We start from the raw sequence: 23,830 nt of genomic DNA, 5'->3' as shown, positions 1-23,830 counted from the left end.
CCGCACCGGAGCCACGGCCGATCTTCACTTGCCGTGCGCCCGTGCCAGCCCTGACCTGACATGGCGTCGTTTTTCCTGAAGCGCCCGGCGTTCGCCTGGGTGCTGGCCATCCTGACCGTGGTGGCGGGCCTGCTGGCCCTGAACCGAATTCCCATCGCCCAGTATCCGGCGGTGGCGCCGCCCACGGTGATCATCTATGCCGATTACCCGGGCGCGTCCGCGCGCACGGTCGAGGATCGCGTCACCGCGGTGCTGGAGCAGCAGATGCACGGGATTCCCGGCCTGCTCTACCTCGATTCCAGCAGCGAGGGCGGCACCGCCACGGTGACGCTGGGCTTCCGCCAGGGCACCGACCCGCAGCTGGCGCAAGTCAACGTGCGCAACCGCGTGGCGCAGGCCGAGCCGCTGCTGCCCGAGGCGGTGCGCCGCGGCGGGGTCTATGTCGACCAGGCCAGCAGCAGCGCCTTCATGTATGTGTCGCTGGTCTCGGACAGCGGCCAGCTCGACGAAACCGCGCTGGGCGACTTTGCCGCGGGCTCGGTGCTGCCGCTGCTGCGCCGCCTGCCCGGCATCGGCAAGGCCGAGCCCTACGGCGCCGAATACGCGCTGCGGATCTGGTTTGACCCGGACAAGCTGAACGCCTTCAACCTGACCACGGCCGAGGTCGAGGCCGCCATCCGAGCGCGCAACGGCAACGTCACGCCGGGCCAGCTGGGCGGCGCGCCAGCCGTGCCGGGCCAGTCGTTCCAGGCGATCGTGCGCCCGCCCGCGCCGATGAGCGACGCGCAGGCATTCGGGCGCATCGTGGTGCGCGCCGCCACCGATGGCTCGGCGGTGCTGCTGCGCGACGTGGCGCGGGTGGAACTGGCCGCCAGCGACTACCGCTACGGTTCCACGCTGAACACGCGCAACGCCGCGTCGATCGGCCTGAAGCTGGCCGACGGCGCCAACGTGCTGCAGACCTCGCGCACCGTGCGCGCCGCGCTCGATGCCGCCAGCAAGGGCTTTCCGGGCGACGTGCGCTATGAGATCTCGTATGACGGCGCCACCTTCGTGCAGGCGTCGATCTCGCGCGTGGTGCTGACGCTGATCGAGGCCACGGTGCTGGTGTTCCTGATCCTGTACCTGTTCCTCGGCAACCTGCGCGCCACGCTGATCCCGTGCATCGTGGTACCGGTGTCGCTGCTGGGCACGGTCGCGTGCCTGTACGCGCTGGGCCTGTCGCTGAACGTGATCACGCTGTTCGGCGTAGTGCTGGCGATCGGCATCCTGGTCGACGACGCCATCGTGGTGGTCGAAAACGTCGAGCGCATCATGCGCAGCGACGGCGTGGGCGCGATGCAGGCCGCGGCGCGCTCGATGCGAGAAGTCTCCAGCGCGCTGGTCGCGGTGACGCTGGTGCTGTGCGCGGTGTTCGTGCCGATGGCGTTCTTCGGCAGCGCGGTGGGCGTGATCTACCGGCATTTCGCCGTGACCCTGGCGGTGTCGATCGCGTTCTCGCTGTTCTTTGCGCTGACGCTGGCGCCGGCAATGTGCGCCAGCCTGCTGCGCCACAGCGCGGCGCCGGCGCGCGGGCCGCTGGCGTGGTTCGATGCGCGCTTTGCCGCGTTCACCGCGCGCTATGCCGGCTGGGTGCAGGCGCTGCAGCGGCGGCGGTTGCGCTGGCTGGCGGTGTACCTGGCGCTGACGCTGGCGTGCGGCTATGCCCTGTGGAAGATGCCGAGCGGGTTCCTGCCGGAAGAGGATACCGGCGAGATCGTGGTCGATGTGGAATTGCCCGCCGGCAGCACGCAGGCCGACACGCGCCGCCTGGTCGCCAGCCTCGAGCAGTGGATGCGCGACCAGCACTACCCGGTGCGTTCCAGCTTTGCCGTGCTGGGCTGGAGCAGCGGCGGCAGCGGCGAGCAGCGCGCCAGCCTGTTCATCGGCCTGACCGACTGGAAGGCGCGCGGGCGCGGGCAGGCGGCGCAGGCGGTGCTGGAACGGCTCTCGGCCGGCCTGGAAGGCTGGCCCGGCCGCGGCACGGCGCAACTGTTCGCCTACAACAGCTCGGCGCTGCCGGAACTGGGCAGCATCGGTGGCCTGGACATGCGCCTGGTGGCGCGCCAGCCGGTGGGGCGCGAGGCGCTCTTCGCCGCGCGCGACAAGCTGATCGAGCGCGCCAGGCAGGACCCGGTGCTGGGCGAGGTCCGCGCCACCACCGGCCAGCCCGTGCCAGCGCTGGACCTGAAGATCGACTACCGCAAGGCCGAGGCCTTCGGCGTCGATGCCGAAGCCGTGCACCACACGCTGTCGGCGACACTGGGCTCGCGCTATATCGACGAAGTCGCGCGCGAAGGCCGGGTGCGGCGCGTGATCCTGCAGGCCGACGCCCCGTTCCGCATGCAACCGGACCAACTGGCGCGGGTGCATGTGCGCAACGCCCAGGGCGCGATGGTGTCGCTCGCCGCCTTCGCCTCGCTGGAATGGGGGCAAGGCGAGGTCACGCTGGAGCGCTTCGACGGCTTCAGCTCGGTGCGCATCAATGCCGAAGTCGCGCCCGGCTACACCACCGGCGCGGCGATGACGCGGCTGGCGGAACTCGTGCGCGAGCTGGGGCCCGAATTCGACGTGCGCTGGACCGGGCGCGCCTACGAGCAGGAGCAGACCGGCACGCAGGCGCCGTGGCTGTTCGCGCTGTCGCTGCTGTTTATCTTCCTGTGCCTGGTGGCGCTGTATGAAAGCTGGACCCTGCCGCTGGCGGTGATTGCGATCGTGCCCACCGGCCTGATGGGCGCGGCCGCGGCGATCTGGCTGCGCGGCATGCCCAACGACGTCTATTTCAAGGTGGGCGTGGTGGTGATCATGGGGCTGGCGGCCAAGAACGCCATCCTGATCGTCGAATACGCCGAGCAGTTGCGGCGCGGCGCGGGGGGCGCCATGGACGTGGTCGAGGCCGCCACGCGCGCGGCGCGCCAGCGGCTGCGGCCGGTGGTGATGACCTCGCTGGCGTTCGTGCTGGGGGTGGTGCCGCTGGCCATCAGCACCGGCCCGGGCGCGGGCGCGCAGCAGGCGGTCGGCACCGGCGTGCTGGGCGGCATGCTGGGCGCGACCGTGCTGGGCACGCTGGCGGTGCCGCTGCTGTACGCGGCCATCGCGCGCCGGTTGCCGCGCGCGCAACCGGCGCCGGAACCCGCGGCAGCATCGTCTACGGAATAGAAAAACGCCTGCCAGGCGAAGAGAGAAGGAGGAGGAGGTCGGCCGGGCAGGCGGGAGAGAAAACTTGCGGCCACCGCAGTGGCCGCGTCAGGTCTGGAGAAGACCCGGGGGTCAGACGCGATAGCCGTACAGCGAACCGTCGCCGGAGCGCGAGTTGTCGAGCGCGCGTTCGGCCACGTCACCGGTGAAGCTGTGCGTGCCTTCGCTGAAGGTATCGAACTTGCCGCGCTTCGAGATCTCGCCGCTGGAGCTGCGCGCCCCTTCGCTGAAGGTGTCGAACTTGCCGTCGCGGCGCGAGCCTTCCGAGTACGGATCGAAGCGGCCGGTGCGGGCGCCGTCGGTGTAGGTGTCGAACTTGCCTTGCTTGGCGCCGTCCGTATACACATCGTACTTACCGACCCGCAGCGCGTCGGCATACACATCGAACTTGCCAACCTTGCTGGCAGCGGGGGCAGCCATCGCCGTAGCGGACGCGGCCACTGCCGCGAACACGAGCGCGCCGCCAAGGATACGTCTGGCGATCATTTGGGACTCCTTCAACTGATTTCGTCGTTCTTTCTTGTAGGTCCGGGATAAGACTCCGGCCGCTCTGCAATCTATGTTGCGATGCGAGCACGGACTGAAGATTAGTCACAGCCCGCGCCAGCAGAAATACCGCTGCGACGAATGGTGCGTTGCGAGTCGTGAAACGACTCGCTTGCCGATGAATGGTGTCCGCGGATCGCCGGCGATACGCCGCCACGGAGGGGGGCGCGCGGCGGCGGCCGCACCCGCGAGGGCGGGCTCAGAGCGTGTACTGGCCGGCGGCTTCGGGCTGGAATGCGATCTCGGCGACGCTTACCTGCTGTTCGCGGCCATCGGGCAGGCGGTAACTGACGGTTTCGCCGGCACGCGCGCCCAGCAGTGCCTGGCCCACTGGTGACAGCACCGACAGCCGGCCGGCGTCGAAGTCGGCAGCGTCGGGATACACCAGGGTCCAGTCGCGCGGCGCCTGCTCGCCCGGCAGCGTGCACACCACGCGGGTGTTCATGGTGACCACATCGGTCGGAATTTCCTCGGGCGCTACGATGGTGGCGCGCGCCAGCAGGCTGTCGAGCATGTCCTCGATCTGGGCCGAGCCGGCGCGGCTGGCGATGCGCTCCAGGCGGGTGACATCGAGTTCGGTCAGGTACAGGGTGGCGGTCTGGGTCTTGGTGGCCGTCATGGCGGGTCCTCCGGCAGTCGTGGGTGGGCGCGGCCGGCCTGCATGGCGGGCGGCGGCGGTCAGGTCTTGCGGGTTGGCGTGCCGCGCAGCGGCGCGCATCAACGGATCGGCAAAAGCGTTGCGGCGATCGCCGGCAACAACGGAAACGCTGGCTCGGGCCCGGTTCGGCCCGGGCCCCGCTATGGGAGACGAATCAGGCTGGGAACCGGGCGGAATCAGGCGGTGCGCCGATCCGGCGGGGAGAGATCGCGCGCTTGGCGCGCTGGGGCAGACTGGGCGCCAGGGCGACCGCGGACGCGCGTGCGCGGCCGGTCCGCAGCGGGCGGACAGGCGCATCGGGCATCGGCGTCAGGCGATCAGTCATGGTCATTGCGGAAAAGGATAAGCGGCAGCGGATGGCTTGCTGCAACGGCGAGCCCGGGAGTGGTGGCTCACCTGCCTTGCTGCCCCGGGGTTCATGCACCGTGCTGGTGCGAAGCCGGAGCAACCATCGTAGCACAGCGTCGGGTTCGGGGTCGTCACCCGTTGGTGGCATGGCACTCACAGCCCGCCCCCGCCGCTGCCTGCTGCAGGTTCTGCAGGATGCCGCACCCACTGGCGGGCTGGTGATGGCGGCAGGTCTCGCGCAATGCGCGCAGCTGGCCCTCGAGCGCCTCCAGCGCCACGCGCTGGGCATGGATCTGTGCAATCTGGCGGTCCAGCAACGTGTTGATGTCGTCGCAGTCCTGCGACGGGTTGCGCTCGAACTCGCGCAGGCGCCGGACGTCAGACAGGCTCATCCCGAGCGAACGGCAATGGCGCACGAAGTTCAGCTGCACCACATGGCCCTCGTCATAGCGGCGGTAGCCGTTGGCCTCGCGCGTGGGCGCGTCGAGCAGCCCTTCGCGCTCGTAGTAACGGATGGTCTCGACATCGCAGCCGCTGGACCGTGACAGTTCGCCGATACGCATGTGCCTGTTTCCTTTCCATACCCTGTAACCACTACAGGGTTGGCCATAGTGTAGGTCAGTCTGCCGCATCGTGCAGAAAGTGACGAAACGCTTGCAAACGGCCATGTGCTACCGCCGCCACGGGCGGCAACAGCGCCTTGCGGCATCCTGTAGAATTCCTTCCACTTCCACCGATAAGCCGTCCCCCTGTTCGTGCGCGTCCTGCGGCTGCTCCTGCTGGTCATGATGCTGGCCTTCCTGCCCCTGCCGGGCTGGGCGGCCGCATTCGCGCACGCGGTGCTGTCCACCAACGAAGCCACGGCCGTACCCGCCGCTGCGCTCGGCGCCGACGATGCGGATCGCGCCGCCGTGACAGGGGACCCGACAGGCGACCCTTTGCCGCTTCCCGAAGCCGCCGAGCCGCAGTGGCAGCCCGGCGCCGACCTGGCCGAGCAACTGCTGCCGGCCACGCCGCTGCAGCTGGCCCCCTCGCCCGGCCGTGCCGGGCCGCCTCGCTATGCCGGCGCCCTGCTGCCCGAACCCGACCTGCCGCGGCTGCCGCGACCGCCGCGCGCCTGATCTGACTGGCGCGGCCTGCCCGTGCCCGCCCGAACCCGCGTGCCGCAAACGAATGCGGCGCGCGCCTGCGGTCCCACCGCACCCTTGCGCCGCATGGCGCGACCTACCACTGCTCCACACACATGAAACGCGTACTGCTTTTCCTGGCGACCAACCTCGCCGTCATGCTTGTCCTCAGCATCACCGCCAGCGTGCTCGGGGTGAACCGCTTCCTGACCGCCAACGGGCTGAACCTGGGCACGCTGCTGGCATTTGCCGCGCTGATGGGCTTCGGCGGCGCCTTTATCTCGCTCCTGATGTCCAAGACCATAGCCAAGTGGTCGACCGGCGCGCAGGTCATCACCCACCCCAGCACCAGCACCGAGCTGTGGCTGGTGCAGACCGTCGAAAAGCTGGCGCAGCGCGCCGGCCTGCCGATGCCGGAAGTCGCCATCTACGAGGGCGAGCCCAATGCCTTCGCCACCGGCGCCACCAAGAACAGCTCGCTGGTGGCAGTGTCGACGGGCCTGCTGCAATCGATGTCGCATGAAGAGGTAGAGGCCGTGCTGGCGCACGAGGTGGCGCACGTCGCCAACGGCGACATGGTGACGCTGACGCTGATCCAGGGCGTGGTCAACACCTTCGTGATCTTCCTGGCACGCGTGGTGGGCTACTTCGTCGATTCGATGCTGCGCAAGAACGACGAGGAATCGAGCGGCCCGGGCATCGGCTACATGGTCACCGTGATCGTGTGCGAGATCGTGTTCGGCATCCTGGCCAGCATCATCGTGGCCTGGTTCTCGCGCCGGCGCGAGTTCCGCGCCGATGCCGGCGCCGCCGGCCTGATGGGCACCCCCACGCCGATGGTCGCGGCCCTGCGCCGCCTGGGCGGGCTGGATCCCGACGGTCTGCCGCAGAACATGCAGGCGATGGGCATCGCCGGCGGCAAGTCGTGGATGGCGCTGTTCTCGAGCCACCCGCCGATCGAGCAGCGCATCGCCGCGCTGCAGGCGGCGCGCTGACGCAACGGCTCAGTCGAACACGCGGCCGCGCAGCGCCTTGACCTGGCTGCGCTGGCTCTTGCCCTCCAGCCGGCGCCGGCGCGATGCCAGCGTCGGCCGCGTCGGCCGGCGCACGCGCGGCGGCGTGGCCACGCTGCGCACCAGCTCGTGCAGGCGCCGCACCGCATCTTCCCGGTTCTGGTCCAGGCTGCGGAACTGCTGCGCCTTGATCACCACCACGCCGTCGCGCGTGATGCGGTGATCGTGCAGGGCCAGAAGGCGTTCCTTGTGGTCAGGCGGCAGCGAAGATGCCCGCACGTCGTAGCGCAGGTGCACGGCGTTGGATACCTTGTTGATGTTCTGCCCGCCCGCGCCTTGCGCGCGGATCGCGGTAATCAGGTATTCGTGGTGGGGAATGACCAGCTCGTCGACCATGGCTGCATCATAGCAAGCCGGCCCCGCGCCGGACCGCGCTAGCGCCACGAATAAGCCAGGCCGATGCCATAGGTGATCTGGTTGCGGGTGCCGCGCTGCGTGACGATGGGGCTGTCGGCCGCGTCGCCGGCCAGGCGCTGCGCGTAGACCATCGCGCCGCCATACCAGTGCTTGTCGAACTGGTAGATCATTGCCAGCCAGCCCGTAAACTGCTCCAGCCCGCCGCCCGGGCTGTAGACGGGCAGGCCGCTGGCGGCCGAGTCCGCCGGCGTTACGCCGAAGTAGGTACGGTTGAAGCTGCCGCTGACCCAGGTCGCGCCCAGGCCCATGCCGGCGTAGATGCGCTGGTGCAGCGGCATCCAGAAGGTGCCGGTGGCGGTGACGCGGCTGCCGCCGTAGACGATGCCGGCATTGGTCATCACGTTGATGCCGCCGCGCAGCCGCCACGGGACACGTCCGGGGTTCAGGTATTCATAGCCGATGTAGCCGCCCGCCTCCACCGTGGTGTCGATCTCGTGCACCTGCGCCACGACCGGATCGTCGACGTTGTTGCGGCCGAGGCGCAACCCTACCGCGGGCCCCCACTGGAAACCCGTCAGTCCGCCGAAGTTGAACTGCGCATACGGCCCATACCATTCCAGCAGCCGTCCGCCCGCGGTCACATAGCGCACGCCGGGCACCACGCCGAGCATGCGATCCTTGCCGCCGGCGAATTCGGTGGTGGAGCCGACGCCGAGGCCGACCATGTTCGGCAGCGATCCCGGCAGGCTTACCGGCGCGGCCTCGCCGGAGTGCGCGGCCACGGCCAGCGCAATGCCGGCCAGCGCACCGCGCAGCCGGCGTGGAAGGCTTGTCGTGATCGCCATGGCATGTCGTCCGTGACAGGGTATGGTCGGGCGACTTTATCAGCATGGCCGGAGCGCGAGGTCGCGGGACCGTCCTGAAACTTTTCGCGCCGCGAATTAAGTCCGGGTCGAGATCCATGCCGGCGGTGGCGATATCCATGCCTCCACAGCCCCGATCATTCCAAATCCGGCAATGACATATCGACCTCCTTTGCCTTTTATTCCGGATGGCACATGATGAGCTCAGTTCACTGAAGTCCGTGCGCGCACGAAGCCGAGCGCGATTGCTGTACCCTGCGTGCACGGATTCAGGAACCCCCTGGAGTTACCCATGCGCCCCCGCCTTTCCGCACTGCTCGACCGGCTCTGGGAACAGGCAGTGCGCACGCCGCAACGCTTCGTGGTGTTGTCTTTTGCCGCCGCTTGCGCGCTGCTGCTGATCATTTCCGCGCACGGCCTGGTGGTACTGCGTGACCATGAAGTGCAGACGCTGCAGCAAACCCAGCAACTGCAAGTGGCCGGCATCAGCTCGGTGCTGAACGTTGAGTCCGAGCGGCTGCGCGGCGTGCGCAATTTCGCCCAGCACCTGATCCGCCTGCAGATGGGTCCCCACGCGGTCGAAGCCGATCCGCCGCTGCAAGCCGTCTACGCGCACCGCAACGACGACCTGTGGCAGCTGCCGGCGCCGGAAGGCGATGCGGTGCTGCTCGGCGCCGGCCCGCGCATGCTGGAAGGCCTGGATGGCTTTTCCCGCCGCGACGAAGACCTGCTGCCCGGCCTGTACGTGGCGCGCGGCCTCAGCCACCTGCTGAGCGCCGAGCCGGTCAACCCGCTGGTCACGCGCAAACTGATGTACGTGTCCACCAACGGCTTCTTTGTCACCTATCCGCCGGTGCCGCCAGCCCGCACCGCCGCCGTCTTGCGGCGCGTCAACGATGCAGGCCTCATGCGCGAGCACCTGCCGCGCAACAACCCCGATCGGACCCTGCACTGGCAGATGGTGCCGGTCGGCGGTGACAGTGGCATGTACCTGACGCTGAGCCTGCCGGTCTATCTCCACGCGCAGTTCCGCGGCGTGGCGATTTCCGCCATTTCGCAGCGCAGCCTGGACGACTACCTGACCAGCACCACGCGCAAGGGCGTGCACAGCTTCCTGATCGATATCGACGGGCACCTGATCGGCGCCAGCACGCGCGAAGTCAAGGGCGTCGAAAAGATTGACTCGGTGGTGCCGCCCGCCGGGCGCGAAGCCACGCCCCGGGAAATGTTCAGCCGCGGTGCCGGCACGATACACCTGCCCGACGGCAGCCGCCTGATGTTCGAGCGCATCGGCGGCAGCAACCTGATGCTGGTCGACTACTTCTCCGCCACCGACCTGCTGCTGCGCACCGCCTCGCACCTGAGCGCGGTGCTGGCGGCCAGCGCGCTGTCGTTGGCCCTGCTGCTGTGGGTCACGCTGCAGGGTTTCCGCAAGCTGTTTTCACACTACCTCGCCCGCGGCGAAGCACTGCGCGAACTGGCCGAGACCGACCCGCTGACCGGGCTGTCCAACCGTCGCATGTTCGAGGCGCGTTTTGCCATCGAGCACAACCACAGCCTGCGCGAGAAGACGCCGATGTCGATGATGATGGTCGATATCGACCGCTTCAAACGCATCAACGACAACTGGGGCCACGCCAGCGGCGACCGCGTGCTGAAAAAACTGGCCGACGTGGTGCGCGCGACCGTGCGGTCCATCGACGTGCCGGCGCGCATCGGCGGCGAAGAATTCGCCGTGCTGCTGCCGCGTACCAGCATCGCGGAAGCGACAGAGGCGGCCGAGCGGCTGCGCCAGGTCCTGGGCCAGGTAGTCTGCGAGCCGGCAGCCGACGCGACCGACAAGGGGGAGATCCGCTTCACGGTTTCGATCGGCGTATCGGACCTGGGCGCCGACGGCACCGACAGCCTCGACACCATGCTGATGGTGGCGGACCGTCGTCTCTATGCTGCCAAGAACGCCGGGCGCAACCGGGTCGTCAGCGACGACCCGGTGCCAGAGCCGATGGACGACGGCACCCCCGCTCCTGCGCGCACGGCGTGAGCGTAGGTTGGAAAGCGAATCTGATCGCGTAAAGCGGGAATCCGGATGGGATTGGCGCGCCCGGCTGGGATCGAACCAGCAACCCCTGCCTTCGGAGGGCAGTACTCTATCCATTGAGCTACGGGCGCACAGGACGGTTTTGCAACCGGTTTTGCGGGTACAGCGGCTGCGGCGGGCGAATGCCGCCGCTGGAAAGTCGCATAGGATACCGCTTTTGCCCGGCGCCGTCCATGCGGGGCCGATACTGGCGCCGGGGAACGTCTCGCAACCGCCGCTTTTTGGCACTGGCAGGGGGGCTTTGGCGCTATAATCGCCAGCTATTTGCGTCAAATCGTGCCCGTCGCGCCGTCGGCGCAACGAGTCGACCGGGGTCAAATCCGGGCGGCTGGTTGTCGGCGACAATCGGGCCCCGGTCCGGGAGACAGGCCGAGGTACGCAAATGGCAACAGACCCAAGTCAGGCAAGGGCCGCAGGGGAGCGCGGGCGGTCCGGATGGGGCCGGATAGTGGTCAGCGAAGGGCCACACCAGGGCCAGAAAAAGCAAGCCGAGCGTAAGCGGCCAGAAGGTTTCCTGCAAAACTGAGAGTTCTGTATGAGCGACGTCCACAACGAACACCCCGAGCACGAGTCTCCCATCAAAACCCCGAAGCAGTTGATCGCAGTCGTGATCGCGGCGTTCCTGGTGCCGATCATCGTGATCATCCTGCTGGTCAACTTCGTCGGACACGGCTCGACCGAAAGCGCCGGTGCGAGCACCGCCGCCGAAGCCGTCAACGATCGCATCAAGCCGGTCGCCTCGCTCGAAATCAAGGATCCCAACGCGCCGCGCGTGTTCAAGACCGGCGAACAGGTCTACAAGGAAATCTGCGCCGCCTGCCACGCCACCGGCGCGGCGGGTGCGCCCAAGCACGGTACCGCCGGCGACTGGACCGCGCGCATCGGCCAGGGCTTCGACGGCCTGATGAAGTCGGTGCTCAACGGCAAGGGCGCGATGCCACCGCGCGCCGGCAGCACGCCTGACGACTACACCGATTACGAACTGGCCCGCGCCGTGGTCTACCTGGCCGACGCCGGCGGCGCCAAGTTCCCCGAGCCGCCGGCCCCGGCCGCTGCCGCGCCTGCAACGGCCGCAGCCCCTGAAGCGGCCGCCCCGGCTGCCGCTGCAGCGCCGGCCCCCGCTGCGGCTCCGGCAGCCGCTGCCGCACCCGCACCTGCCGCCGCCGCTGCCGCGCCGGCAGCTGCCTCGGCCGAAGTGGGCAAGAAGGTCTACGAGCAGGTCTGTGCCGCCTGCCATGCCGCCGGCGTGGCCGGTGCGCCCAAGTTCGGCGACAAGGCCGCCTGGGCCCCGCGCCTGAAGGAAGGCATGGATGCGGTTCACAACTTTGCGCTCAAGGGCAAGGGCGTGATGCCGCCCAAGGGCGGCTATGCCGGCCCGGATGCCGATGTGATCGCCGCGTCGGACTACATGGCCAACGCCGCCAAGTAAGCCGGCGCCGACGCCAACAAAAAACCCGCGCCTTTGCGCGGGTTTTTTTTCGTCCGGCCCGGGGCCGCTCTTGCGCGCTACACCACGCGCGAGTAACGCGGCACGATACGGATCGGCTGGGTGCCGTCGTTGGCGGCGCGCGCGCCGCTGTCGACCGGCCGGGCGGCGTCGTCGCGCAGGTAGCGGTCGAACACCATCGCCACGCGGCGCACCAGCAGCCGGCCCAGCGGCGTCACGGTGATGCGGCCGGGCTCGCGGCACACCAGTCCGTCGGTGGCCAGGCGCTCCAGCTCGGCCAGTTCCGCGGCAAAGGCCTCGTTGAAATCGATGCCATGGCGCGCCTCGATGGCAGGGAGATCGAGCACGCCATTGCACATCAGATCGCCAATCAGCTCGCGCCGCAGGTGGTCATCGGCCGTCATCGCCACGCCCCTGGCCAGCGGCAGGCGGCCCTGGTCCAGCGCCCCGTAGTAGTCGTCGAGCGTCCGCGCGTTCTGCACGTAGCGCCCCGCGATCGCGCCGATCGCCGAGATGCCGAGCCCGACCTGGTCATAGCCGGCGTGCGTCGAATAGCCCTGGAAGTTGCGCTGCAGCCGGCCCTCGCGCTGGGCCACGGCGAGGTCGTCGTCGGGCAGCGCGAAGTGGTCCATGCCGATATAGACATAACCCTCGGCGGTCAGCCGCTCGATGGTCGAGACCAGGATGTCGAGCTTCTCGCCGGCTTGTGGCAACGCCTGTTCGTCGATGCGGCGCTGCGGCTTGAACACGTGCGGCAGGTGGGCGTAGCTGTAGACCGAAAGCCGGTCCGGGCGCAGCGCCAGCACCTGGTCGATGGTGCGGCCGAAGCGCGCCGCGGTCTGGTGCGGCAGCCCGTAGATCAGGTCCAGGCTGACCGAGCGGAAGCCCAGCGCGCGCGCGGCATCGACCACGGCGCGGGTCTCCTCGAACGGCTGGATGCGGTGGATGGCCTGCTGCACCTCGGGGTCGAAATCCTGCACGCCCAGGCTGACGCGGTTGAAGCCCAGCTCGGCCAGCAGCGCCATGCGGTCATGGTCGACACGGCGCGGATCGATCTCGATCGAGTGCTCGCCGTCGGCCGCCAGCGCGAAATGCGTGTTCAGCAGCGCCATCACGCGACGCATTTCTTCCGGGTTCAGGAAGGTCGGCGTGCCGCCGCCCCAATGCGACTGGATCACCTGCCGGCGCTCGCCCAGCCGCCCGGCCACCAGCGCCATCTCGCGGCCCAGGTAGCTGACGTAGCGCGCGCTGCGGCCGTGGTCGCGCGTGATGATCTTGTTGCAGCCGCAGTAGTAGCAGATGTTCTCGCAGAACGGGATATGCAGGTACAGCGACAGCGGCGCCGGCGCATCGGCGCGGCAGGCGGCCAGCGCGTCGTGGTACAGCGACGGGTCGGGGCCGTTGTGGAAGCGGTCGGCGGTCGGGTACGAGGTATAGCGCGGGCCGTTGCCGTCGATGCGCCCGGCCAGCGCGCGGAAGTCGGAGAGCGCGCGGCGGTCGAGCGCGGGGAAAGTCATGGCTGACGGGTTCATGGGGGCGCGGGGGAATGGGTATGCGACACGTCATCGTAGGACCGGCCCGGCGCCCGCAGCTTGACCGCCGTCAAGTGCGGGCCTGAGCCGAGCGGCGCCGCTGCCGCTGGGCTGCACGCGTACGTCACATTGGCGTCATGGGTGCCGGGTACGCTGCGCGCCACCGCGCCCACGCGCGATCCGCCAGGTTCCAGCCATGTCACGTTCCCGCCGCTCCCCCACGCCCGTGCCGTACCCACCGCTGCGCGACCACCCGCCGGCAGACGCCGGCCGGCGCCGGCTGCTTGCCGCGACCGGCATGGCGCTGGCCCTGCCCGCGTTCTCCGCCCGGACACAGGCGCCGCGCACGGTGGTGGTGGGGCACCTGGTCGACCGCAACGGCGCCCAGTCCGACCTGGCGCGCGACTACCTGGCCGGGGCCAAGGTAATGTTCGACGCCGTCAACGCCGCCGGCGGTCCTGTACGGATCCAGCACGTGGTGCGCGATGCGGACCCGGATCCGCGCCGCGCGCTGGCGCAGGCGGTGTCGCTGGCCGACACGGAACATGCGGGGCTGCTGTTCGGTCCCGGCGACCGGCTGCTGCCCGCGCTCGCGTCATCGACCGAACTGGCGCGCCGCGGCATGCAGATCATTGCGCCGCTGTCGGGGCTGGCGTTGGCCGCCGACAATGTCTGGTTCACGCGGGCCGACTACCAGGCGGAACTGGACGCGGCCGCGCAACAGTTGCGCGGCTACGGGCTGACGCACATCGCGCTGGCCGTGGCGCCGGATTTCGCGGTGTCGTCGCTGGCCCGGCTGGAGGCGCAGACCGGCACCCGCGCGGTGCTGCTGGAAGGCAGCGGCGACGCCGCGGCACGGCGCATTGCGGCAACACGCCCGGGCGCGGTGATCGTCGCCGGCGACACGCTGGCCTATGCCGAACTAGGCCGGGCGCTGGCGGCGCAGGGGTGGTACGGCTTCCTGGTGGGGCTGTCCGCGGTCAGCGCCAATGCCGCGCGCGAGATCCTGGGCCGCGGCTACGCCGGCGGGATGGTGCTGACCCAGGTCGCGCCGGGGCCGCAGCAGGCCACGTTGCGGGTGGTAAAGGAGCACGTGGCGCGCATGAAGCAGTACCTGGACGAGCCGCCGTCGCCGGCGACGCTGGCCGGCTATATCGGTGCCGCCTGGCTCGCACGTTCGCTGCAGGGTGTGCGCTCCGGCGGCACGGCGGAGTTGCGGCGGGCGCTGCAGGGGCGCGTCGATGTCGGCGACTTCACGCTGGACTTCACGCGCGGGCAGCGCGGCTCGCAGTACGTCACGCTGGCGGTGTCGGGCGCGCGGTAGAAGCTGCGCGGGCGCCGTGACCGCTCAGCCGGCGACCGCCTTGCCCCCATTGCCCAGCAGCGCCTTGAGCGCGCCGAGCCGGTCCTTGGGGCTCATCGCCGGGGTGTCGTCCTTGGGCGCCGGCGCTTCTTCCAGCTTCATCTCGCCGATAAAGCGCGACGGCTGGCACGAATAGGTCTCGCGCGCACGCTTGCGCTTCTTGCACCAGCTGATCTGCAGGCTGCGCTGCGCGCGCGTGATGCCGACATACATCAGCCGGCGCTCTTCCTCGATCTTCTCGTCGGTCATGTCGTCGTCTTCGCGGCAGTGGGGCAGGATGCCCTCTTCCACGCCGACCAGGAACACATGCGGATATTCCAGCCCCTTGGAGGCGTGCAGCGTCGACAGCCGCACCGCGTCGGGATCTTCCTCGCGCCCTTCGAGCATGCTCATCAGCGCCACGGTCTGCGTCAGCTCAAGCAGGTTCTTGCCTTCGCTGCCGAAGCCGTCGGCGTTGTCGTAGCCAGTGGCTTCCTCGCCCTCGACCGCTTCCGGCTTGGTGCCCTTGCGCTTGAGCCATTCGAGGAACTCCAGCGTGTTGGTCCAGCGCGACTGCGCCTGCCGCTCGTCGAAGCTGTCGTACAGGTAAGCCTCGTAGTGGATGCCGGCCATCAGGTCGTCGAGCACTTCAGTAGCCGGGTCCTTCGCCGCGCGGTCGGCCAGCCGCACCATCGATTCGCAGAACACGCGCAGCGGCTCCAGCTGGCGCGGCTGCAGCTTGCCCTCGATGCCGCCCATCATCGCCGCCTCGAACAACGACACCTTGGCCTGCCCGGCAAACGTGCCCAGCACTTCGAGCGTAGTGTTGCCGACGCCGCGGCGCGGCGTGGTGATCGCGCGGATAAAGGCGGGATCGTCGTCGGGATTGGCGATCAGGCGCAGGTAGGCGCAGATGTCCTTGATCTCGGCCTTGTCGAAGAAGCTCTGGCCACCCGACAGCACATAGGGAATGCGCTCGCGCCGCAGGATCTGCTCGAACAGCCGCGCCTGGTGGTTGCCACGGTAAAGGATGGCGTAGTCGCGGAACTGCGCGCGGCGCTCGAACTTGTGCGCCGACAGGCGGAACACCACCGACTCGGCCTCGTGCTCCTCGTCGTTCATCGGGTGGATGGCGATGGGATCGCCCATGCCGTGCTCGCTCCACAGCTTCTTGTCGAACAGCTTGGGATTGTTGGCGATGACCGCGTTGGCCGCTTCCAGGATGCGCACGGTGGAGCGGTAGTTCTGCTCCAGCTTGATCACCTTCAGGTTGGGGAAGTCGGTCTGCAGGCCGCGCAGGTTATCCAGCGTGGCGCCGCGCCAGCCGTAGATGGCCTGGTCGTCGTCGCCCACCGCGGTGAAGGCCGGTGCGCGCAGGTGCGAGCCACCCGCCAGCAGCTTGAGCAGCTGGTACTGGCAGGCGTTGGTGTCCTGGTACTCGTCGACCAGGAAGTAGCGCAGCCGGTTCTGCCACTTCAGCTGTACCGCCTCGTTGCGCGCGAACAGTTCCGCCGGCAGGCGGATCAGGTCGTCGAAATCCACCGCCTGGTAGGCGTTCAGCGTGGCGACGTAGTTGCGGTAGACCAGCGCGGCCTGGTGCTCGTCGGCATTGGCAGCCTGCGCGATCGCGGCCTCGGGGTCGACCATGCCGTTCTTCCACAGCGAGATCGTGCTCTGCACGCCGCGGATCAGCTTCTTGTCGGTGGTGCCCAGTTGCTCCTGGATCAGGCCGAAGCAGTCGTCCGAATCCATGATCGAGAACTGCGGCTTCAGGCCCACGTGCTCGGCTTCCATGCGCAGGATCTGCACGCCCAGCGAGTGGAAGGTGCAGACCGTCAGCTGCTTGAGCGGAATGCGCTTGCCCTCGCGCGTGGTCTTGCCCTCCATCAGCTTGGCGATGCGCTCCTGCATCTCCTTGGCCGCCTTGTTGGTAAATGTGACGGCGGCGATATGGCGCGGCTCGAAGCCCTTGTCCTCGATCAGATGCGCGATCTTCTGCGTGATCACCCGGGTCTTGCCGGAGCCCGCGCCGGCCAGCACCAGGCAAGGCCCGTCCAGGTAGCGGACGGCTTCGGATTGGGCGGGGTTCAGGCCATGGGTCATGCGGGCAGGTGTCGGGGGCGGCAGCGGAATCGCGGGAAAGAGCGGATTTGCCGGCATCCCGTCACCCGGGCCTGCGGCAAAGCTGCCGATGTTAACACGCTCGCCGCGGCGGGTCAGTCAGCGCAAGCCGCGAGGGTGGGCCAGGCCGTGTCACTGGCGTAACACTTCGTAAAGACCGGAGCCAATGACATAACGCGACACTCTAATCAGTGTGTCCCCCGGTCCGCCGGATCGCTCGGGCATGCACGAATCATCACATCGGAGCCAACAATGAAAACCCTGCAAACTTTGACCAAGGTGACCCTGATCGGCATGACGGTCGCGGCCTTTGCCGGTTGCGCGGACATGACCCCGAAACAACGTAACACCGCCATCGGCGCCGGTGCCGGCGCGGTCGGCGGCGCCGTCCTGACCGACGGCAGCGCGCTGGGTACGCTGGGCGGCGCGGCCGTGGGCGGCGTCATCGGCAACGTTGTCACCGACGACAAGAAGAAGTAAGCAGCCCCGGCGCGCAGCGGCGGGTACGGGCCCTTGCCGTGGTTTGACAAAGGCCGGGGCCTCCCGTACATTGCGCGCATCCAACCGGGAGAGCGCGCATCGCCTGCGCCGCCGAAGGGGTATCACCCGAAAACTCTCAGGCACCACGGACCGGTCGGATCGGCATGCAACATGCACACAATGCATGCCGCACTCTGGAGAGCGGCACCCGTCATTCGTGGCGAGCGTGCCCACCGAAGGGGCGCGCGAGGATTGGGTCCACGGGATCCGCCTCGTAATCTCTCAGGTATCGAGGACAGAGGGGTCATCCGCCGCAGCGGATTGCTCGCCATATTGGCGTAGCGATCGTTGCGGCGGATGGCCCTTTTTTGTTTTCGCCAACCGAGACTGCCCCCGAGGATTCCATGACGCTCCATGCCACGCCCCTCAACGCTATCCACCGCGCCCTCGGCGCCCGCATGGTCGACTTCGGCGGCTGGGACATGCCGGTCAACTATGGCTCGCAGATCGAGGAGCACCATGCCGTGCGCAACGATGCCGGCATGTTCGACGTCTCGCACATGTGCGTGGTCGATCTCGCCGGCCCGAATACCCGCAGCTTCCTGCGCGGCCTGCTGGCCAACAACGTCGACAAGCTGCAGTCCCCCGGCAAGGCGCTCTATTCCTGCATGCTGGACGAGAACGGCGGCGTCATCGACGACCTGATCGTCTATTTCTTCGCCGAGGACCGTTTCCGCCTGGTGGTCAACGCCGGCACCGCGGTCGGCGATATCGACTGGATCCGCGCCCGCAACGACGCCACCGGCAGCGGCGTGACCATCACCCCGCGCCGCACGGACGTCGCGCCCGAGGGCGTGCAGCCGCTGGCGATCGTCGCGGTGCAGGGACCCAACGCCCGCGCCAAGGTGTGGAGCACCTTCCCGTCGACCCAGCCTTCCGACGCACTCAAGCCGTTCAATGCCGTGGTCGTGCAGGATCCCGACCTCGGCGAAGTGATGGTGGCGCGCACCGGCTACACCGGCGAGGACGGCTTCGAGCTGGTGGTGCCGGCCGCAAGCGTCGCCGGCCTGTGGGAAAAACTGAATGCCGCGGGCGTGCGCCCGGCCGGCCTGGGCGCACGCGACACGCTGCGCCTGGAAGCCGGCATGAATTTGTACGGCCAGGACATGGACATCAAGGTCTCGCCGCTGGACGCGGGCCTGGCGTGGACCGTCGACCTGCAGAGCGAGCGCGACTTCACCGGCAAGGCGGCACTGACCGCGGCGGGTTCGCGCCAGCAGTTCCTCGGCCTGATCCTGCGGGACAAGGGCGGCGTGCTGCGCGCCCACCAGAAAGTCATCACCCCCGCCGGTGACGGTGAAATCACCAGCGGCACCTTCAGCCCTTCGCTGTCGCAATCGATCGCCTTCGCGCGACTGCCGCAGGGCGTGAACGTGGGCGACACCGTGCAGGTGGAGATCCGCGACCGCAAACTCAACGCGACTGTGGTTAAACTGCCGTTTGTGCGTCATGGCAAGGCACTCGTGAGCTAAGGGGACAGCCCCGCTCACCCAACGGTCGCCCTCGCCTGCCGGCAGCGTTGCCGGGCAGGCATCACCCAACAAGAAACAGATCTGAATCCGGAGAACCTTCATGAATTTCCCCGCTGACCTCAAGTACACCGAGTCGCATGAGTGGGTGCGCGTCGAAGCCGACGGCACGCTCACCATCGGCATTACCGACCACGCACAGGACGCGCTGGGCGACATCGTCTTCCTGGAGCTGCCCGAAGTGGGCAAGTCGGTCGGTGCCGGCGACGCGCTGGCCGTGGTCGAGTCGGTGAAGGCCGCTTCCGACATCTACGCGCCCGTGGCCGGCGAAGTGATCGCCGTCAACGAGGCCGCCACCGCGGCGCCGGAAAGCGTCAACGCCAACGCCTTCGACGCGTGGCTGTTCAAGCTCAAGCCGGCCAATGGCGACGACGTCAACGGCCTGATGTCGGCCGACGCCTACAAGGCCAGCGTCGGCGCCTGATCGCCCGCCGGTCCCCCTCCGGGACCGGCATACCGCATTCGCGGCGCCGCGGCACGGCTGACCACCTGCCGCCGCGCCCTCCACGAGGTTCTTGCCCATGAACGCCCCGCTGCCCATGAACGCCGCCCAAGCAAACCGGCCCACGCTGGCCGAACTGGAGGCGCGCGACGCCTTCGCCGCCCGCCATATCGGCCCCGATAGCCCCGAACAGCAGCACATGCTGAAGGTGCTCGGCTACGAGAGCCGCGCCGCGCTGATCGACGCCGTCATCCCCGCCGCCATCCGCCGACGCGACGGCATGCCGATGGGCGAGTTCACCGAGCCGCTGAGCGAAGAGGCCGCGCTGGCGAAGCTGCGCGCGCTGGCGGGCAAGAACAAGGTGCTGAAGAGCTTCATCGGCCAGGGCTACTTCAACACCATCACACCCGGCGTCATCCTGCGCAATATCTTCGAAAACCCCGCCTGGTACACCGCCTACACGCCCTACCAGCCGGAAATCTCGCAAGGCCGCCTGGAAGCGATGCTGAACTTCCAGCAGATGGTGACCGACCTGACCGGGCTGGACATCGCCAACGCGTCGATGCTGGACGAAGGCACCGCCGCCGCCGAAGCGATGACGCTGCTGCAGCGCGTGAACAAGCACGACTCCAATATCTTCTTCGTCGCCGACGACGTGCTGCCGCAGACGCTGGAAGTGGTACGCACGCGCGCGCTGCCGCTGGGCATCGAAGTCAAGGTCGGCCCCGCCGCCGACGCCGCTGCCGCGAGCGCGTTCGGCGTGCTGCTGCAGTACCCGGGCGTGAACGGCGACATCAATGACTATCGCGCCATCGCCGACGCGGTGCACGCCGCCGGCGGCCTGGTGGTGGCCGCCGCCGACCTGCTGGCGCTGACGCTGATTGCCGCGCCGGGCGAATGGGGTGCCGACGTGGCCGTGGGCAACTCGCAGCGCTTCGGCGTGCCGCTGGGCTTTGGCGGCCCGCACGCCGGCTACATGGCGGTGAAGGATGCGTTCAAGCGCTCGATGCCGGGCCGCCTGGTGGGCGTGACCGTCGACGCGCAGGGCAACAAGGCGTATCGCCTGGCGCTGCAGACGCGCGAGCAGCATATCCGCCGCGAGAAGGCCACCTCCAACATCTGTACCGCGCAGGTGCTGCTGGCGGTGATGGCATCGATGTACGCCGTGTATCACGGCCCGCAGGGCCTGAAGCGCATCGCGCAGCGCGTGCATCGCCTGGCCGCGACGCTTGCCGCCGGCCTGGAGCAGCTTGGCTTTGTCCGCACCAACGCGACCTTCTTCGACACGCTGACGCTGGAAACCGGCTTCAACACCGAAGCCATCCATGCCGCCGCCACCGCGCGCGGCATCAACCTGCGCCATGCCGGCGCCACGCGCGTCGGTATCTCGCTGGACGAGACCGCCACGCGCGACGACGTGGTGGCGCTGTGGGAAATCTTCACGCAGGGCAAGCCGCTGCCGGCGGGCCTCGATTTCGACAAGCTCGAAGCCGCCACCCATGACGCCTTCCCGGCCGAACTGGCGCGCGCCAGCGAGTACCTGACCCACCCGGTGTTCAACACGCACCACGCCGAGCACGAGATGCTGCGCTACCTGCGCATGCTGGCCGACAAGGACCTGGCGCTGGACCGCACCATGATCCCGCTGGGCTCGTGCACGATGAAGCTGAACGCCACCAGCGAGATGATCCCGGTGACCTGGCCCGAGTTCAGCCAGATCCACCCGTTCGCGCCGCTGGACCAGACCGTGGGCTACCGCGAGATGATCGACCAGCTCGAGGCCATGCTGTGCGCCGCCACCGGCTACGCCGCGGTCAGCCTGCAGCCCAACGCCGGCTCGCAGGGCGAGTACGCGGGCCTGCTGATCATCCATGCGTATCACGCCAGCCGCGGCGAAAGCCATCGCGACATCTGCCTGATCCCGTCGTCGGCGCACGGCACCAACCCGGCGTCGGCGCAGATGGCCGGGATGAAGGTGGTGGTGGTAGCCTGCGACGAGAACGGCAACGTCGACCTGGAAGACCTGGCGAAGAAGGCCGAGCAGCACAGCAAGAACCTGGCTGCGATCATGATCACCTACCCGTCCACGCACGGCGTGTTCGAGCAGGGCGTGCAGCAGATCTGCGAGATCGTGCACCAGCACGGCGGCCAGGTCTATGTCGACGGCGCCAACATGAACGCGATGGTCGGCACCGCCGCGCCGGGCCAGTTCGGCGGCGACGTGTCGCACCTGAACCTGCACAAAACTTTCTGCATCCCGCATGGCGGCGGTGGCCCGGGCGTTGGCCCGGTTGCGGTCGGCGCGCACCTGGCGGATTTCCTGCCCAACCAGGACAGCGTCGGCTACCGCCGCGACGACCGCGGCATCGGCGGCGTGTCGGCGGCACCGTTCGGCTCGGCCAGCATCCTGCCGATCTCGTGGATGTATATCGCGATGATGGGTTCGGCCGGCCTGACCGCCGCCACCGAGAACGCCATCCTGGCGGCCAACTACGTGGCCAAGCGCCTGGCACCCTACTACCCGGTGCTGTACACAGGCCAGCACGACCTGGTCGCGCACGAGTGCATCCTGGACGTGCGCCCGCTGCAGAAGGAAACCGGCATCAGCAACGAAGACGTGGCCAAGCGCCTGATGGACTACGGCTTCCACGCGCCGACCATGAGCTTCCCGGTGCCGGGCACGCTGATGATCGAGCCGACCGAATCCGAAGCGCTGCATGAGCTGGACCGCTTCATCGACGCGATGATCGCGATCCGCCAGGAAATCGGCCGCGTCGCCGACGGTACTTTCGACCGCGAGGACAACCCGCTCAAGCACGCGCCGCACACTGCCGCGGTGGTGACCGCCAACGAGTGGACCCACAAGTACACGCGCGAGGAAGCCGCCTATCCGGTGGCGTCGCTGCGCACGCAGAAGTACTGGCCGCCGGTCGGCCGTGCCGACAACGTGTATGGCGACCGCAACCTGTTCTGCAGCTGCGTGCCGGTCAGCGACTACGTGGTCGACTGACGCACCCCCGGGCCGTGCCATCGCCTCGGCGGTGGCACGGCCGTCGCACTATGCTCAAGATGAAGGGCCCGCCGGCGGCGGTGTCCGTTGCCGTACTTCGACCGCCTGAAAAAGAGCCTCTGCAAGACCATCCCGTTGCTGGAGACAATCCGTGGCAGTCAGCGTATTCGATCTGTTCAAGGTGGGCATCGGCCCGTCGAGCTCGCATACCGTGGGCCCGATGCGCGCGGCCCTGATGTTCGCGCAGGGGCTTGAGCGCGACGGCCTGCTGCCGCAGGTGGCCAGCGTGCGGGTCGAGCTGTACGGCTCGCTCGGCGCCACCGGCAAGGGGCACGGCACCGACAAGGGCGTGATCCTCGGCCTGATGGGCGAGTCGCCCGACACCATCGATCCCGATTCCATCGACACCCGACTCGCCGCGTTGCGCAAGTCGCGCGAGCTGTCGCTGCTGGGCCGCCATATCGTGCCCTTTGTCGAGAAGGAGCACATCGCGTTCTACCGCCGCGAGGCCCTGGCCGAGCATCCCAACGGCATGAAGTTCCATGCCTTCGACAGCGGCGGCGCGAGCCTGCGCGAAGCGCGCTACCTGTCGGTGGGCGGCGGCTTCGTGGTCACCGCGGGTGCGCCCAACACCCAGGTGCTCAACGCCGCGCAGCAGCTGCCGCACCCGTTCCGCAGCGGCAAGGACATGCTGCAGATGGCGCGGGACAGCGGCAAGAGCATTGCGCGGCTGATGCTGGAGAACGAACTGACTTGGCGCAGCGAGCAGGAAGTCGTCGACGGCCTGCTGCATATCTGGGACGTGATGCAGGCCTGCGTCGCGCGCGGCTGCCGCACCGATGGCGAACTGCCGGGGCCGTTCAAGGTCAAGCGGCGCGCGCCCGAGTTGTTCCGCAGCCTGACCGAGCGCGCCGAACGCACGCTGTCGGATCCGCTCTCGGTGATGGACTGGGTCAACCTGTACGCCATCGCGGTCAATGAAGAAAACGCGGCGGGCGGTCGCGTGGTGACCGCGCCGACCAACGGCGCGGCCGGCATCATTCCTGCCGTGCTGCACTACTACGACCGCTTCGTGCCGGGCGCGAACCAGCAGGGCGTGGTCGACTTCCTTCTGACTGCGGGCGCGATCGGTCTGCTGTACAAGCTCAACGCATCGATCTCCGGTGCCGAAGTCGGCTGCCAGGGCGAGGTCGGCGTGGCCTGCTCGATGGCGGCCGGCGCGCTTGCCGCGGTACTCGGCGGCAGCCCGGCGCAGGTGGAGAACGCGGCCGAGATCGGCATGGAGCACAACCTCGGCCTGACCTGCGACCCGGTCGGCGGGCTGGTGCAGATTCCGTGCATCGAGCGCAATGCGATGGCGTCGGTCAAGGCGGTCAACGCGGCGCGCATGGCGCTGCGCGGCGACGGCACGCACTATGTATCGCTCGATTCGGTGATCAAGACCATGCGCGAGACCGGCGCCGACATGAAGACGAAATACAAGGAGACGGCGCGCGGCGGGCTGGCGGTGAATATCGTGGAGTGCTAGCGCCGGTGCGGCGTATCATGGCGGCGTTCCCC

18 protein-coding genes, 1 tRNA gene and 2 riboswitches are annotated in these 23,830 nt (G+C 68.5%); of the genes, 11 read left to right on the top strand and 8 right to left on the bottom strand.

The window, feature by feature from the left end; all coding sequences use genetic code 11:
• Nucleotides 1-60 precede the first annotated feature (60 nt).
• On the top strand, nucleotides 61-3,198 hold the full coding sequence (locus U9J39_RS21745) for a multidrug efflux RND transporter permease subunit (protein ID WP_326348027.1): 3,138 nt from the start codon (nucleotides 61-63) through the stop codon (nucleotides 3,196-3,198).
• 111 nt (nucleotides 3,199-3,309) lie between these two features.
• Here the strand turns inward: U9J39_RS21745 and U9J39_RS21740 are convergent, their stop codons facing one another.
• From U9J39_RS21740 to U9J39_RS21730, 3 genes are all read right to left on the bottom strand, one after another.
• The gene (locus tag U9J39_RS21740) at nucleotides 3,310-3,723 is read right to left on the bottom strand and encodes a hypothetical protein (protein ID WP_326348026.1); all 414 of its coding nucleotides are present in this window, start codon (nucleotides 3,721-3,723) and stop codon (nucleotides 3,310-3,312) included.
• A gap of 259 nt (nucleotides 3,724-3,982) precedes the next feature.
• Nucleotides 3,983-4,402, bottom strand: a complete 420-nt coding sequence (rnk, locus tag U9J39_RS21735) for a nucleoside diphosphate kinase regulator (RefSeq protein WP_115711292.1) — start codon at nucleotides 4,400-4,402, stop codon at nucleotides 3,983-3,985.
• Between the two features lie 518 nt (nucleotides 4,403-4,920).
• Nucleotides 4,921-5,352, bottom strand: coding sequence for a Cd(II)/Pb(II)-responsive transcriptional regulator (locus U9J39_RS21730; protein ID WP_116311889.1), 432 nt, complete (start codon nucleotides 5,350-5,352; stop codon nucleotides 4,921-4,923).
• 222 nt (nucleotides 5,353-5,574) lie between these two features.
• On the opposite strand from U9J39_RS21730, the gene U9J39_RS21725 reads away from it, so the two are divergent.
• Complete coding sequence (locus U9J39_RS21725) at nucleotides 5,575-5,910, top strand: hypothetical protein (protein WP_326348025.1); 336 nt, start codon at nucleotides 5,575-5,577, stop codon at nucleotides 5,908-5,910.
• A 122-nt stretch (nucleotides 5,911-6,032) separates the two neighbouring features.
• Entirely contained in the window at nucleotides 6,033-6,911 is an 879-nt protein-coding gene (gene htpX, locus U9J39_RS21720) for a protease HtpX (protein WP_111521265.1), read from the top strand.
• Between the two features lie 9 nt (nucleotides 6,912-6,920).
• On the opposite strand, the gene arfB is transcribed toward htpX, so the two are convergent.
• Nucleotides 6,921-7,325, bottom strand: coding sequence for an alternative ribosome rescue aminoacyl-tRNA hydrolase ArfB (gene arfB, locus U9J39_RS21715; protein WP_326348024.1), 405 nt, complete (start codon nucleotides 7,323-7,325; stop codon nucleotides 6,921-6,923).
• Between the two features lie 38 nt (nucleotides 7,326-7,363).
• Nucleotides 7,364-8,191: a MipA/OmpV family protein gene (locus U9J39_RS21710; protein WP_326348023.1), complete on the bottom strand. Its 828-nt coding sequence runs from the start codon at nucleotides 8,189-8,191 to the stop codon at nucleotides 7,364-7,366.
• Between the two features lie 310 nt (nucleotides 8,192-8,501).
• On the opposite strand from U9J39_RS21710, the gene U9J39_RS21705 reads away from it, so the two are divergent.
• Entirely contained in the window at nucleotides 8,502-10,250 is a 1,749-nt protein-coding gene (locus tag U9J39_RS21705) for a diguanylate cyclase (protein ID WP_326348021.1), read from the top strand.
• A gap of 52 nt (nucleotides 10,251-10,302) precedes the next feature.
• Here the strand turns inward: U9J39_RS21705 and U9J39_RS21700 are convergent.
• Nucleotides 10,303-10,378 (bottom strand) — tRNA-Arg (locus tag U9J39_RS21700).
• Nucleotides 10,379-10,842: 464 nt separating this feature from the next.
• On the opposite strand from U9J39_RS21700, the gene U9J39_RS21695 reads away from it, so the two are divergent.
• Nucleotides 10,843-11,736 (top strand): c-type cytochrome, encoded by an 894-nt coding sequence (locus U9J39_RS21695; protein ID WP_115711303.1) that lies wholly within the window; start codon nucleotides 10,843-10,845, stop codon nucleotides 11,734-11,736.
• Between the two features lie 77 nt (nucleotides 11,737-11,813).
• Here U9J39_RS21695 and hemN read toward each other — a convergent pair whose 3' ends face one another.
• Nucleotides 11,814-13,271, bottom strand: a complete 1,458-nt coding sequence (hemN, locus tag U9J39_RS21690; RefSeq protein WP_373429528.1) for an oxygen-independent coproporphyrinogen III oxidase — start codon at nucleotides 13,269-13,271, stop codon at nucleotides 11,814-11,816.
• A gap of 211 nt (nucleotides 13,272-13,482) precedes the next feature.
• On the opposite strand from hemN, the gene U9J39_RS21685 reads away from it, so the two are divergent.
• Nucleotides 13,483-14,610 (top strand): ABC transporter substrate-binding protein, encoded by a 1,128-nt coding sequence (locus tag U9J39_RS21685; RefSeq protein WP_326348018.1) that lies wholly within the window; start codon nucleotides 13,483-13,485, stop codon nucleotides 14,608-14,610.
• A 24-nt stretch (nucleotides 14,611-14,634) separates the two neighbouring features.
• On the opposite strand, the gene U9J39_RS21680 is transcribed toward U9J39_RS21685, so the two are convergent.
• Nucleotides 14,635-16,731, bottom strand: a complete 2,097-nt coding sequence (locus U9J39_RS21680; protein WP_326348017.1) for a UvrD-helicase domain-containing protein — start codon at nucleotides 16,729-16,731, stop codon at nucleotides 14,635-14,637.
• Between the two features lie 270 nt (nucleotides 16,732-17,001).
• Between U9J39_RS21680 and U9J39_RS21675 the strand changes: the two genes are divergently transcribed.
• From U9J39_RS21675 to U9J39_RS21655, 5 genes are all read left to right on the top strand, one after another.
• A complete protein-coding gene (locus U9J39_RS21675) occupies nucleotides 17,002-17,229 on the top strand; it encodes a glycine zipper 2TM domain-containing protein (RefSeq protein WP_012354259.1) in 228 nt (75 codons plus the stop codon).
• Nucleotides 17,230-17,304: 75 nt separating this feature from the next.
• Nucleotides 17,305-17,392, top strand: a riboswitch (glycine riboswitch).
• Nucleotides 17,393-17,413: 21 nt separating this feature from the next.
• Nucleotides 17,414-17,538, top strand: a riboswitch (glycine riboswitch).
• A gap of 95 nt (nucleotides 17,539-17,633) precedes the next feature.
• Nucleotides 17,634-18,761: a glycine cleavage system aminomethyltransferase GcvT gene (gcvT, locus tag U9J39_RS21670; protein ID WP_326348016.1), complete on the top strand. Its 1,128-nt coding sequence runs from the start codon at nucleotides 17,634-17,636 to the stop codon at nucleotides 18,759-18,761.
• Nucleotides 18,762-18,861: 100 nt separating this feature from the next.
• Nucleotides 18,862-19,242 carry a glycine cleavage system protein GcvH gene (gcvH, locus tag U9J39_RS21665; RefSeq protein WP_018006183.1) on the top strand — a complete coding sequence of 127 codons (381 nt, stop codon included), beginning with the start codon at nucleotides 18,862-18,864 and terminating at the stop codon, nucleotides 19,240-19,242.
• A 97-nt stretch (nucleotides 19,243-19,339) separates the two neighbouring features.
• The gene (gcvP, locus tag U9J39_RS21660; RefSeq protein WP_116311896.1) at nucleotides 19,340-22,270 is read left to right on the top strand and encodes an aminomethyl-transferring glycine dehydrogenase; all 2,931 of its coding nucleotides are present in this window, start codon (nucleotides 19,340-19,342) and stop codon (nucleotides 22,268-22,270) included.
• A 151-nt stretch (nucleotides 22,271-22,421) separates the two neighbouring features.
• Nucleotides 22,422-23,798 (top strand): L-serine ammonia-lyase, encoded by a 1,377-nt coding sequence (locus U9J39_RS21655; RefSeq protein WP_115711314.1) that lies wholly within the window; start codon nucleotides 22,422-22,424, stop codon nucleotides 23,796-23,798.
• Nucleotides 23,799-23,830: the final 32 nt, after the last annotated feature.

It is taken from the genome of Cupriavidus sp. SS-3 (genome assembly GCF_035818815.1).
Classification (GTDB): Bacteria; Pseudomonadota; Gammaproteobacteria; order Burkholderiales; family Burkholderiaceae; genus Cupriavidus; species Cupriavidus taiwanensis_C.
The sequence above is the reverse complement of the archived record's forward strand: the minus strand, read 5'-3'. Positions and strand labels throughout refer to the sequence as shown.